The organism is Listeria aquatica, from assembly GCF_014223975.1.
GTDB lineage: Bacteria > Bacillota > Bacilli > Lactobacillales > Listeriaceae > Listeria > Listeria aquatica.
This window is the reverse complement of record NZ_JAARRM010000001.1, coordinates 527,100-540,229: the sequence shown is the minus strand read 5'-3', so window position 1 is coordinate 540,229 and position 13,130 is coordinate 527,100. Positions and strand designations below refer to the sequence as shown.

The following is a 13,130-nucleotide window of genomic DNA, read 5'->3' as shown; positions in this document are numbered from 1 at the left end:
AGAGAATTTTTAATGGCAGACAAACTGCAAACACGAGCGGAATTTCGTAGCCAGAAATCTGGAGTCCCCCCTAAAAAACCAAAAAAAGTAACTGGAAAAAAAATACTTAAATTTGTTTTCTTTGCGGCTCTTTTTTGTGCTTTTTTTGGAATCGCCATAGGAGCAACCGTCTTTTATAGTTACGCAAAAGATGCGCCTGAACTATCAGATTCTAAATTGCGTGACCCGCTTTCTTCTAAATTACTCGATAAAGACGGGAAGGTTTTTGCGGAAGTTGGAACAGAACGCCGCGATTATATTGAATATAAAGATATTCCAAAATCTCTTCAAGATGCCATTCTTTCGACAGAGGACACACGATTTTATGAACATGATGGCCTTGATCCGATTCGACTCGGCGGAGCTGTCATTGCTAACGTTAAAGAAGGCTTTGGAGCTGAGGGAGCAAGTACGTTATCTCAGCAAATTATCAAGATGTCTTACCTTGACTACACGAATAAAACACTTGGACGGAAAGCTCAAGAAGCTTATCTCGCCCTTAAACTTGAAGAAAAATATAGCAAACAAGATATCATCGAAATTTATGTCAACAAAGTTTACATGTCTGACCGAGTTCACGGAATGGAAACGGCTGCGGAACATTATTTTGGCAAAAAATTAGACAAGTTAAATCTTGCGGAAACAGCACTCATCGCTGGTATGCCACAAAGTCCAAACAATTATAACCCATACGACCATCCAGAAGCAGCTAAAAAACGACGTGATATCGTTCTTTCCAATATGTACAAAAATGGAAAAATCACAAAATCAGAAATGAACCAAGCAAAAACGGTTCAAGTTGCAACTGGACTTCGCTCGGAAGCTGATCGTAAAGACAAAACTTATAAATACGATGCTTACGTCACACAAGTTCTAAGCGAAATTCCAAAAGAATATGATGTTTATAAAGATGGGCTCACCATTTATACTTCGCTAGATCAAGATGCTCAAAAGTATACGGAAGAAATGCTTAATTCAAATGATGTTGTTCAATTTTCTGATGACAAAATGCAAGCCGGGATTGTTCTGCAAAACACCAAAAACGGTCGCATTGAAGCGATCGGTGGCTCACGCAATCAAAAAGAAAATGTAACGCGTGGCTATAACTATGCCACACAGCTTAAACGTCAAGTTGGTTCCACCATGAAGCCGATCGCAGATTATGGTCCAGCAATTGAATACCTCAACTGGTCAACCGCTAAAGTGCTTAAAGATGCGCCTTACAGCTACTCTTCTGGAAATGAAATCAACAACTGGGATTTAAGCTATAAAGGTTCTCTTACCGTTCGCGAAGCGCTTTATATGTCGCGAAACATTCCAGCACTAAAAGCTTTACAAACGGTTGGACTCAACGAAGCAAAAACTTTTACAGATAAACTTGGGTTTAACTACAAAGAGTTTTATGAGTCTTACGCAATCGGTGCGAACGAATCGAATCCTGTTCAATTAGCTGGCGCTTATGCGGCTTTCGGGAATCAAGGGGTTTATAATAAGCCTCATGCTATCAAAAAAATCGTCCTTTCAGATGGCGACACAACGATGGATATGGAGCCTAAAAGCGAAACAGCAATGAAAGAGTCTACTGCTTATATGATTTCTGATATGCTAAAAGATGTTCTTTCAAGAGGAACTGGGACGAGTGCTGCTGTTCCAGGCGTTCCTACAGCTGGGAAAACAGGGACAACAAACTTTGACGAAGAAGCCCAAAATAAATATAGCTATCCAAAAGGAGCTGCTCGAGATGCTTGGTTTGCAGGTTATACAACCGACTATTCGATCGCCGTTTGGACCGGTTATGACAACCTTAAAAACTATCTCTCTTCAAATGAACAGAAGATTTCACAGCGCATGTTTAGCAAATTAATGGCGCACGTATCAGAAGGAAAAAATACTTCTGACTTTAAGAAACCTAGTAGTGTTGTTTCTGTTCCGATCTTAAAAGGATCGAACCCGCCAACTGTTGCGACATCTGGTACACCAAGCTCCGCTATTACAAACGAACTCTTCGTTAAAGGAACGGTCCCAAGCAGAACAGGTAGCACAGCAGGTAGTTCAAACAGTAGTGATAGCGATGATGAAGATGACAATTCAAAAGAAGAGCTTGATAAACAAAAAGAAGAAGAACAAAAACGTCTAGAAGAACAGAAGAAAAAAGAGGAAGAAGAACGTAAGAAACAAGAAGAGGAAAAAGCGAACGAACTTACAGCACCTGCTGGTTTAAATGCAAGCTATAACGCTGCAACTAAACAAATCACAGCAAGTTGGAGTCCTGTAAATGGAGCCGCCTCTTATCAAGTTACCGTAAACGGCCAAACTTCAAGTGTTTCTTCAACTTCCATTAATATTTCAGGTGGAACTCCTGGATCTGTCACAACGATTTCTGTTGTTGCAGTGAAAGATGGGAAAACAAGTCCGGCAGCATCCACAAGCGTCACGATTCCAAAAGAAGAGACTGGCGGAAATGAAAATGGAAACTCAGATAATAATGATGGAAATAATCAAAACCCACCAAATCAAGATAATAACAACCAAGCCACACGGGAAACCGGAGGCTAAACAAAAAAGCTCCTCAACTGAGGAGCTTTTTTTGTTCGGCAGATTAGCCTTGTTTAGCGATTAACTTTCGTTGTTCAAGCATTAATTCATTTAATCCGCGAAAGCCAAGGAAGGTATTCCCGCGTTTTAAGCAATACGTAAGTCTGTCGTAGCAATTTAGGGGCTTTAATTCTAACTCGGATACCGCTTGTTCTAGCTGGTCTAGCTTGACAGGCCGTCCGTTGCTCCAAAATAAAACAGATAAAAAAAGGCCTTGTGCATCACGAACAATTGCCGGATCGGGCTTTTCATGTGCTCTAAGAACTGCATCCAGGTTTTCTAACAAAGCCGTCATTTGCTTTCCAAGTTTGCGACAAGCTTTCGCCCGGTCAAATTCCCAAGGTCGCACTCCCCCATTTTCTTGATAAAAAAGTTGCTCTTGCCAAAACGGTACTCCGCTCACAAAAATCGAATCCACATCGAGTGAGTCGCTTTCAATGAGCGGTGCTGGAAAGGCCTCGTGAACGAGCTCTTTAGCATATTCAAGCTTAACCATCAAATCCTCTCGCTTTCGCTTGTTTTTTTCCTTCCCGGCAAATCGAAAGTAATGGACAAGTTGGGCATTCCGGTTTTCTTGCTTTGCAGTGATAGCGCCCAAAGAAAATCAAATCATGGTGCGCTTGCGACCACATTTCTTTGGGTAACTTTCGTTTGAGTGTCTCTTCTACTTCTTGAACAGAATCCTTCCATCTGCATATTGCAAGTCGCTTTGTCACACGTTCCACATGCGTATCAACTGCAATCGCAGGAATTCCAAATCCCACTGATAAAACAACGTTCGCAGTCTTTCGGCCAACTCCAGGCAGGCTTTCAAGGGCTTCGTGTGTGTCTGGCACTTCGCCATTAAACGCTTCGATTAAACGGCGTGACAACCCTTGTATGTTCTTTGCTTTATTGCGATATAAACCAATCGAGCGAATGTCGCTTTCCAATTCTTCAAGCGGAACAGCGAGATAATCTTCTGGTGTCTGATATTTTTCAAAAAGTGAAGCTGTTACTTTATTGACAAGCGCATCCGTACACTGCGCTGAAAGAACTACAGCAATCAAAAGTTCAAACGTATTTTTATGGACTAGTTCACAGTGAGCATTCGGAAACATTTTTTCCATCTCTTGAATGCAAAAAATGGTTTGTTTTTTATTCAGCATCTTTGTTTGTCACCCTTTTCTGTTTTCCAGCCAATCGTAAAGCGGTATGGAATTTTTACTTTTTTTGATTTCGCTTGGCGTACTTGAAAAGCCAGTACGACCATGTTGATGAAATTCTTCTGCAGCGCGTTGTGCCTCTTCCACCGTTTTGACACCTTTATCTTTCCAGTTTAGTAAAATTCGATCAATATATCGGAAATTCTTTTTTTGAGCAATCACGGCTTCTTTTAATGCTTCACGAACAAGAGCCGGCGCAAACCGATCTTGATCTAGCCAACCAGAAATCATTTCAGCTTCAATCGGTGACAGCGGACGACCAAATTCTGACTCAAATAAGCGGTACACGTGAATTTCATTTTCTTCGTCTTGTTGCACTTGTGTGCGCAACTCTTCGTTTTCTAAGTACGCTTCCAGTTTATGATAAAGCGGTGCTAATGAATAGCGCTCCGTAAGCACACCACTTGCTTGATCTTGTTCAATCATAAGAATTCCCTTATGAAAAAGCGTCTCTACAAGACGCATCACGTTTTCTTTTCCGAGTGTCATTCGCTCCGCCAATTCTTCCATGGAAGGAAAGGGATTTCCAGCCGTGCGAAATGACTCAATCTGCAAGATAAGCACTAGTTCTGTTTCATTCATTTGAAGCGCTGCATAATGGCGCATAACAACTTGCGGAAGGGAGACAACGCCTTCTATAATCCAGTCTCTCGTTAAATTTTGATCCATCCTAAACACCTCATCCAAATTATAGCATAGACCCGAATAATAAGAAAATCTAGTTCAAAATGATTTTTCGGGTAAGAAAAAAACGAAAAGCAAGGCGAATGATAGCACTTGCTTTTCGAAAATAATTTTTCTTTTTAAGGATAAAGACGATTTAGTAAACGTGGGAATGGAATGGTTTCACGAACATGTTCCGCTCCTGTAAGCCATGCGACTGTTCTCTCAAGGCCAAGACCAAAGCCAGAATGAGGAACCGATCCGTAACGGGCAAGATCAATATACCAGCTGTAGGCTTCCTCATCTAGGCCAAACTCCCGGATGCGCTCCAGAAGAACCTCTAAGTCATGAATCCGTTCGGAGCCGCCAATAATTTCACCGTAACCTTCAGGCGCAATCAAATCCGCACAAAGTACCACATCTGGGTTTTCTGGATCTTCTGGCATATAAAATGGTTTGATTCCCTTCGGATAATGCGTAATGAAAACCGGTTTGTCAAAGCTATCTGCGATGGCTGTTTCATGTGGCGCGCCAAAGTCTTCGCCCCATTCAATATCATCAAAACCTTTTTCTTTTAATAACTCAACCGCATCTGTATAAGTAATTCGAGGGAATGGTGCTGTCATTTTTTCAAGAACCGTTGTATCTCGTCCAAGACGCTCAAGTTCAAGCGCACAATGATCAAGTACAGATTTTACTAGAAAAGCCACATAATTTTCTTGTACTTCTAGACTGTCCTTTAGTTCGTAGAAAGCCATTTCTGGTTCGATCATCCAGAATTCAATCAAATGACGGCGTGTTTTCGATTTTTCAGCACGGAATGTAGGCCCGAATGAAAAAACTTTTCCAAATGCCATCGCTGCAGCTTCCATATAAAGTTGACCACTTTGCGAGAGATAAGCATCTTCATCAAAATATTTCGTATGGAAGAGTTCTGTCGTTCCTTCCGGTGCACTTCCCGTAAGAATTGGTGGGTCAATTTTGATAAAGCCTTCACGGTTAAAAAACTCATACGTTGCACGAATAATTTCGTTTCGCACTTTCATAATGGCATGTTGACGGTTCGAACGCAACCAGAGGTGACGATGATCCATTAAAAATTCTGTTCCATGTTCTTTTGGTGTGATTGGGTAGTCATGCGCTTCAGCAATAACTTCAATCCCCTTTACAGCCATTTCATATCCAAACGGAGAACGAGTGTCTTCTTGGATCGTTCCTGTTACATAAAAGCTTGTTTCTTGGGTCATGCTTTTCGCAAGTTGGAAAATTTCTTCTTCTACTTCTGCTTTTACAACTACCCCTTGCATGAAAGCTGTGCCATCACGCATTTGCAAGAAAGCAATTTTACCGCTCGACCGCTTATTAGAAAGCCAAACGCCAATTGTAACTTCTTGATTGACATAATCTTTTGCTTGATTAATTGTTATTTTCACTATTTACACTCCCTATTTCATCATAAAATCTTGAATTCGGTTTAATGCCGTTTGGAAAAGGTCAGGATCAGTTGCATAAGACAACCGAATATAATCTGGCATTCCAAATCCAGATCCAGGAATAACCGCAACAAGCGCTTGGTTTAACAAGGCCTCGGCAAAAGCATCCACTGAATCGAATCCCTTTTGTTTCGCTGCTTCTTTTGCTTCTATGAAAAAGTAAAAAGCACCGTCTGGCTTTTTCGGTTTAAAGCCAGGGATCTTTTCAAGTTGCGGGTAAAAGCGTTCCATACGCTCTTCAAATGCCTGATACATTTTTTCAGGCACTTCTTGACTGCCAGTATAAGCTTCAAGCGCAGCATATTGCGCACTCACACTTGGGTTACTCGTCATGTGATCTGCTAGTTTCCCCATTGCAGCTATAACTGGACGCGGACCGGCTGCATAACCGATTCGCCAACCAGTCATGGCATAGGCTTTCGAAACGCCGTTTACAACAATCGTACGCTCGTAAAATTCCGGGCCAAAACTTGCCACAGAAACAAGATCACTTTTATCTCCATAATATAATTTTTCATAAATCTCATCTGAAATCATATAAAGATCGTGCTGAACTGCCAGTTCACCGAGAGCTTTTAACTCATCGCTTGAATAACTCATCCCGGTTGGATTGTTAGGAGAGTTTAACACAATGGCTTTCGTCTTCGCAGTGATAGCTTTTTCAAAATCAGCTGGAAGAATTTTAAAATCTTGATCAAAGCCCGTTTCCACAAAAACAGGAACACCTCCGGCAAGTTTGACTTGTTCTGGATAGGTTACCCAATATGGAACCGGAATAATCACTTCATCGCCTGGATTGATAATCGCTTGAAACGCAGAATAAAGGACATGCTTCGCTCCTGTCCCTACAAAGATTTGTTCCTCCGAGTAATCAAGTGACTGATCTCGCTTTAATTTTTCAGAGATCGCATCTTTTAATTCTTTAATACCACTTGAAGGTGTATATTTCGTATGGCCTTCTTCCATGGAGCGATAGGCTGCTTGAATGATATTTTCTGGAGTATTAAAATCTGGCTCCCCTGCTCCAAGCCCAATTACATCAATGCCCTCTTGCTTCATTTTTTTGGCTTTTGCCGTAATAAAAAGCGTAGGGGAAGGGGCAACTTGTTCTACACGGTTTGACAAAGGCTGTTTCATCTTTCTCTCCTCCAATTCGAACTCTTCTTGCGTTTATAAGTTTTCAATTTGTCGTAGCCACTTTCCTTCGCTAAACGACATGTCATAATAGCCTAATTGATCGTCTTTATCCAAATAGCTTACTTCCCATAATGGGACGCCGTCTTCCATTCCAAGCGTCACGTTCAGAATCTTGGCTGGCTTTTTCTTTGCCTCAACAATTTCCCGCGCTTTCTGTGCTGAAATACCATCTGAAGCATATTTCACTAAGATTTCCCCAGATTTCTTTTTGGGAACCCAGACGATAATTTTTTTCCCAGCTTTATTTTCCCCTGTTAAAACATAGTAGGTCTCTTTCGTTCCATTATAAAGATAGAACTGATCTTGTTTCTTTAAATCTACACTTCCTTTAATTCGTGAAAGCGCCGCTGCTTCTGTTTTTTTAATCGGTTTTTCGGAATAATTTAAAAACCAAATTCCCGCTAGAAAAACGACGACAACAACTGCAAGCAGAATCAGAATTATAGGTAGAATTCTACGTTTTCTCCTTGTTCGCAACATATTCCTCTCATTTCTTTCTTCAAATTGCCGAACATTCGGCAGAAGAATGCTAAACATGTTCTTATTATAGCAATTCAAACCTCATTTTTGAAGTGTTACTCCTCTTCTTCCTCAAAAAAGTTCGTCATTTCTTCAAGCAAAACCGGTTTATCACCCTTGACTTCTGTCACATCAGGAATGGAATTTAAAAAACTTTGACCGAAAGTCGTCGTATCCACGCGATTATCAAAGATCACGACAATACCACGGTCCGTTTCTCGCCGGATCAAACGACCAAATCCTTGTTTAAACCGAAGCACAGCTTGTGGAAGCGAAAAGGTCTGAAAAGCATTTTCCCCACGTTTTTTATGCAAATCAATTTGTGCTTTCGTATAAGGATCATCAAGAGGTGCAAAAGGAAGGCGAACAATAACGAGACAACTAAGGGCTTGGCCTGGGATATCAATCCCTTCCCAAAAACTTGTGGTTCCAAGAAGAACTGCCCTATCAAACTGCCGAAACTGTTTCGTTAAACGATTGACACTGCCACTTGAAAGGCCTTGTCCTAGTATCATAAATTCTTCCAGTTCTTGACGCTCTTTCAAGTAGCTATACACAAGCCGAAGCATTTCATGAGATGTAAAGAGCACAAGCATCTTTCCTTTTGTAATTAACAGCATTTCGCTCAAATAATCCGCCAGTATTTGCGTATATTTGGCAACTGGTGTGCCTTTAATTTGTGGCATATCATTTGGAATTAAAATGCGCGCTTGCTCTGCGTAATTGAACGGCGAAGGAATTTGTGCTTCAATAAGGTCCGTTGTACTCAGTCCTAGTTCCTTTTTTATATAAGTAAACTTGCCATTTACAGAAAGCGTGGCTGACGTTAAAATGACACTTTCCTTTTTGGAAAAGAAAGCCTCTTTTAGTGCCTCTTCAGGAGTCATGTAAGAACCAATGATCCGTAAACTCGAAACGTGATGGTTTTTATCTGATTCAAGCGTAATCGTCATTACTTCTTCGCTGTTTACTTCAAGCCTTCTAAATTCATCACTCATCGCTTTCCAGTCAAGCAAAAAGGAGTACACTTCTTCCACAAAAGCGGTTTCTGCTTCTTTAAGTGGCGCCTCAGCTCGCCCTTTTTCAAGTAAATTACTTAAGTTTCTTTCCACTTCATGGAAAAGCACGGCGACATTATCTGCTGCATATCGTAGCGTTTCCGTAAAGTGAACGACTTCTGTATTTTCAATCAGTACAAGTTTTGTATCTGCTTTTTTCGTATTCACTAGAAGAGCATGTAGTTCTGTAAAAAAGTCTTCGATGGCTTCGTTTAATTTCACCTGTGCAATATTTAAATCAAATAAACTCTCTTCGCCCGGAAACACAAAAGCAAGCTGGCTAAGGAGGGAATATTTTTCAAGCGACCCTAATTGATTTAGAAAATATTTAACTTTACGATAAGACAAAATAAAGCTTTTTTTCTCGCGCGCACTTTCAGCAAAATGATGTGCCTCATCAATGACAGCAACAGAATACTCTGGCAAAATTTTTCTTGCTTGGAAATGGTCAGCTAAAAGAAGAGCATGATTCACGATTAAAAGATCAGCCTGTTGCGCTTTTTTAACGCTGAATTTATAAAAATCATGTTGAATCCACGGATCATCGCTTTCATTTAAGTACCAACCCGTGTGTTTCAGCCGATTCCAAAACAGCGCGCCTCCACTTGACAAGTTGACTTCATCAATATCGCCCGTTTCTGTTTCTGAAAGCCACACTAAAAGCTTCATTTTCGTCACCACAACATCATATTGTGGGTCAGATTCATTTAATAGTTGCTCAAACTTAAACAAATTAAGATAATGCTCCCGCCCTTTCAAAACCTCTGCTTGCACGTCCATCCCCGCAAGACTTCTCGCAAGCGGAACATCTTTTTCAAAAAGCTGCGTCTGTAACGCATTTGTATATGTACTAATTAAAACGGGTTGCTCCCTTTCTTTTGCCACATATAGTGCTGGCAAAAAATAGCCAAGCGACTTTCCGATCCCAGTTCCTGCCTCAATTAACGCATGTTTTTTCTCTTGCATGGCACGGTACACTAAATTCATCATTTCAAACTGACCGTTTCTTGCATAAAGCGGCGTTCCCGCTTGTTTTAAAAGGGCTTCCTTTTCCTTCACTTCCTGCGGGAAAGTTCGACGAGAATCGGCTTTTTGCGCTTGAACTTTCGGTAACTGCTTTTTGCGCAGGACAAGGCCACGGTAAATAAAAAGATGATCTGGCACCTCCTCGTGCTGCCTCCCTTTCTTCATCTCGGTCTCAAATAAAAGTGTTGGCAAATGATTTTTTAATGGGCTAGCAATCGCCGTTAATTTTTCAACCAGTGGGAGTGGGAGCGCTTCAAGCTTTGTTAGTAGCTGAATAAGCAAAAGTGCGGTTACTTCTGCATCGCTATCAGCTTGGTGAGGATTTTCATGTGCGAGTCCAAATTCATCTCCAAGATCCTGCAACTTATAGCTATCTATTTCTGGATAAAGAATCCGCGCTAATTCAACTGTGTCTAGTAGTGGGATTTTGGGCGGCGTCATTCCGATTCTGAACATCTCTTTTTGTAAAAAAGTCCAATCAAATGAAACATTATGCGCGACAAAAATAGTGCCTTCCAGTAGCGCATAAATGGTTTCTGCAACATCTTCAAAAAGAGGAGCATCTAAAACGTCCTTCGAATCAATCCCTGTGAGTTCTTTAATAAACGGCGGAATCGGCTTTTCTGGATTGATAAAAGTTGAAAAGCGCTGAACAATTTTCCCATCTTCTACCATGACGGCTGCGAACTGAATGATTCGGTCTTCTTTTGAGGCTTGATTCCCAGTCGTCTCGAGATCCACAACCACGTATTTTTTCAATCTGCTTTTCATTTTCTTCACCTTCCTAAAATCCGATCCGCCGCACTAATTATTCGAGTGTTGTTTCCGGCAACTCCTGATAGAGCCTTTCAGTAATTTGATTTTGTTCATTTAACACAATCACCTTTGGAACCAGTTTCTTAGCTTCCAGAGTTTCCATCTGCGCATAGCCCATAATGATGATCGTATCCCCTGGAGCAACTAATCTCGCAGCAGCTCCATTCACACAAATCACACCACTTCCATATGCCCCTTCAATAATATAGGTTTCAAATCGGGCTCCATTATGATTATCGACAATCTGAACCCGCTCATTTGGCAAAAGCCCCGTTGCTTCCAGTAAAGCAGCATCAATCGTAATACTGCCTACATAATTCAAATTGGCTTCCGTTATCGTCGCGCGGTGAATTTTCGCATGCATCATTGTTCGTAGCATTCGGCTTCACCTCCGTTTGGCAGAACAATTTCGTTATCGATCAAACGGGCCTTTTTATACTTGACAGCAGCAGCAAGAATCACTGGCTTCGTAAAATCCGTAACAGGTTTAAAATCTGGATAACTATAAAGCGCTAAATAGTCGAGTTTCAAAGTCACGTCTTGAAGGACTTCCAGAACCGCCCCTAAAATTTCTTGCTCACTTTGACATCCGCTTAAAATGCGATCCTTTCCGGCTAAAAGAGCACGGTGAATCACAGGAGCTTCATTTCGCTCTTCTTCAAGCAAGTTAACATTTCGGCTACTTTTTGCAAGACCATCGGCTTCGCGCACAGTTTCAACAGTACGAATGTCTACCGGTAAAAAATAATCCGAAACGAAATTTTGAACGATCGCAACTTGTTGGGCATCTTTTTGTCCAAAATAAGCGCGATCCGGTTGAACAAGCATAAATAATTTTAAAAGTACCGTCAAGACCCCATCAAAGTGACCTGGGCGTGCTTTCCCGTCCAAAACATCAACTGCTAGAACGGCTTTCACTTGCGCGCTCACTTTTCGCGGGTAAATTTCCTCAACCGACGGAATAAACAAAAGATCGACTTTCGCATTTCCGCTTAACTCGATGTCTTTTGTTTCATCGCGCGGATAAGCATCCAAATCCTCATTTGGGCCAAACTGCGTGGGATTTACGAACACGCTCGCCACAACAAAATCATTTTCCAAGCGAGCTTTTTTCATCAAAGCAAGATGCCCCTCATGTAAACTTCCCATTGTGGGAACAAAGCCAATACTTTTACTTGTTTGGCTTGAAAGGATTTTCTTTAATTCTAGCTTCGAACGAACAACCTGCATCATGCTTTTTCTCCCCCGTAAAGACCTCGAAGTTCTTCTTCTTTCATCGTAAACGAATGCACATCTTCGGGGAATTTTTTTGCTCTCACATCAGCAACATATGCTTTAAGCGCTGGCTCAATCAGTTGATCGACTTCTGCGTAAGCTTTCACGAACTTCGCCCGCCGTGAGATCCCGTATCCGACAATGTCATGATAGACAAGGACTTGCCCATCCGTATCGGCACCAGCACCGATACCTATCGTTGGAATCGAAAGTGCCTCAGTCACTTTTTCAGCAAGCTGCTTTGGAATGGCTTCAAGAACCAGTGCAATTGCCCCCGCCGCTTCCACTTCTTTTGCTTGATGAAGTAAAGTATTCGCCTCATCCATTGATTTCGCACGCACTTTATAACTCCCTGTAAGCCCGACGCTTTGTGGGGTAAGACCTAAGTGCGCGACAACCGGTGCTCCCGCTTCTGTTAGCGATCGGATTTTTCCAACAACACTCCCCGCACCTTCAAGCTTAATCGCATCGGCGCCGCCTTCTTGAATCAGTAAACGTGCATGTTGAAGTGTTTCACTTGTTGAACCGTGATAACTCATAAAAGGCATATCCGTCACGACAAACGTATGAGGAGCTCCACGTTTTACAGCTTTTGTATGGTGGATCATATCAGAAAGTGTAACTGGAACGGTTGATTCATAGCCAAGCACCACCATTCCAAGTGAGTCCCCGACGAGAATAAGGTCCATTCCAGCTCTTTCTGCATTTTTCGCTGATGGATAGTCGTACGCTGTCATCATCACAATTTTTTCCGAACGCGACTTCATTTCAAAAAAATCAATCGGTTTCTTCATTTTTTCATCCTTTCGTCCATGTTCATATCACGAATCACGGCAAAAATTAGTTTTTTGAAGACAGGGCCGTATCATTTCCTCTAGGAATACAATCATTCGCCTAGCTTCATCTGCTATCTTATCACATTTTTAAAATCCCTTAAAGTTTAGCGCCAAAAGAAAAAGCACCAGCCAAAAGACCGGTGCTACTTTGTTTCCTTAGATGGAAAAGGAATAATTTGACGGTTACTCTCCGCATTTTTTTCTTTCTTATCTTCCTTTTCTCTTTCTGCTTGTTTAAGCAAATCAAAACTCAACTCATCAATCAAGCTTTCACTTTGTCTTACGATTTCCCAAAAAGTTCTAGCTTCGCTCGGATTTTCCTCAAAAATATCTTCAAGCGTTTTTCTCGCAAGCGTCATGCGTTCTTCCTTTCGCATGTAGGGCTGCTCCATTTCACTCATCCCCCTC

12 protein-coding genes are annotated in these 13,130 nt (G+C 41.5%); 1 reads left to right on the top strand and 11 read right to left on the bottom strand.

Annotation, left to right across the window (positions count from 1 at the left end):
* The first annotated feature begins 12 nt into the window (after positions 1–12).
* Positions 13–2,595: a transglycosylase domain-containing protein gene (locus HB912_RS02715; RefSeq protein WP_185372099.1), complete on the top strand. Its 2,583-nt coding sequence runs from the start codon at positions 13–15 to the stop codon at positions 2,593–2,595.
* 43 nt (positions 2,596–2,638) lie between these two features.
* Here the strand turns inward: HB912_RS02715 and HB912_RS02710 are convergent, their stop codons facing one another.
* The 11 genes from HB912_RS02710 to HB912_RS02660 all read right to left on the bottom strand — a co-directional run bounded on the left by HB912_RS02710 (position 2,639) and on the right by HB912_RS02660 (position 13,114).
* A complete protein-coding gene (locus HB912_RS02710; RefSeq protein WP_185372098.1) occupies positions 2,639–3,130 on the bottom strand; it encodes a YpoC family protein in 492 nt (163 codons plus the stop codon).
* Positions 3,123–3,782 carry an endonuclease III gene (nth, locus tag HB912_RS02705; protein ID WP_185372097.1) on the bottom strand — a complete coding sequence of 220 codons (660 nt, stop codon included), beginning with the start codon at positions 3,780–3,782 and terminating at the stop codon, positions 3,123–3,125. Before nth ends, HB912_RS02710 begins: the two co-directional genes overlap by 8 nt.
* 9 nt (positions 3,783–3,791) lie before the next feature.
* The gene (locus HB912_RS02700; protein WP_185372096.1) at positions 3,792–4,508 is read right to left on the bottom strand and encodes a DnaD domain-containing protein; all 717 of its coding nucleotides are present in this window, start codon (positions 4,506–4,508) and stop codon (positions 3,792–3,794) included.
* 134 nt (positions 4,509–4,642) lie between these two features.
* Positions 4,643–5,935, bottom strand: coding sequence for an asparagine--tRNA ligase (gene asnS / locus HB912_RS02695; protein ID WP_185372095.1), 1,293 nt, complete (start codon positions 5,933–5,935; stop codon positions 4,643–4,645).
* Between the two features lie 12 nt (positions 5,936–5,947).
* Entirely contained in the window at positions 5,948–7,132 is a 1,185-nt protein-coding gene (locus HB912_RS02690; RefSeq protein ID WP_185372094.1) for a pyridoxal phosphate-dependent aminotransferase, read from the bottom strand.
* Positions 7,133–7,165: 33 nt separating this feature from the next.
* Entirely contained in the window at positions 7,166–7,729 is a 564-nt protein-coding gene (locus HB912_RS02685; protein WP_425324764.1) for a cell wall elongation regulator TseB-like domain-containing protein, read from the bottom strand.
* A gap of 38 nt (positions 7,730–7,767) precedes the next feature.
* A complete protein-coding gene (dinG, locus tag HB912_RS02680) occupies positions 7,768–10,566 on the bottom strand; it encodes an ATP-dependent DNA helicase DinG (RefSeq protein ID WP_185372092.1) in 2,799 nt (932 codons plus the stop codon).
* 37 nt (positions 10,567–10,603) lie between these two features.
* Positions 10,604–10,990: an aspartate 1-decarboxylase gene (gene panD / locus HB912_RS02675; protein ID WP_185372091.1), complete on the bottom strand. Its 387-nt coding sequence runs from the start codon at positions 10,988–10,990 to the stop codon at positions 10,604–10,606.
* A complete protein-coding gene (gene panC / locus HB912_RS02670; protein WP_185372849.1) occupies positions 10,975–11,841 on the bottom strand; it encodes a pantoate--beta-alanine ligase in 867 nt (288 codons plus the stop codon). The genes panD and panC overlap by 16 nt, the downstream gene beginning before the upstream one ends.
* Positions 11,841–12,680, bottom strand: a complete 840-nt coding sequence (panB, locus tag HB912_RS02665) for a 3-methyl-2-oxobutanoate hydroxymethyltransferase (RefSeq protein WP_185372090.1) — start codon at positions 12,678–12,680, stop codon at positions 11,841–11,843. The genes panC and panB overlap by 1 nt, the downstream gene beginning before the upstream one ends.
* A gap of 185 nt (positions 12,681–12,865) precedes the next feature.
* A complete protein-coding gene (locus HB912_RS02660) occupies positions 12,866–13,114 on the bottom strand; it encodes a hypothetical protein (protein WP_185372089.1) in 249 nt (82 codons plus the stop codon).
* Positions 13,115–13,130: the final 16 nt, after the last annotated feature.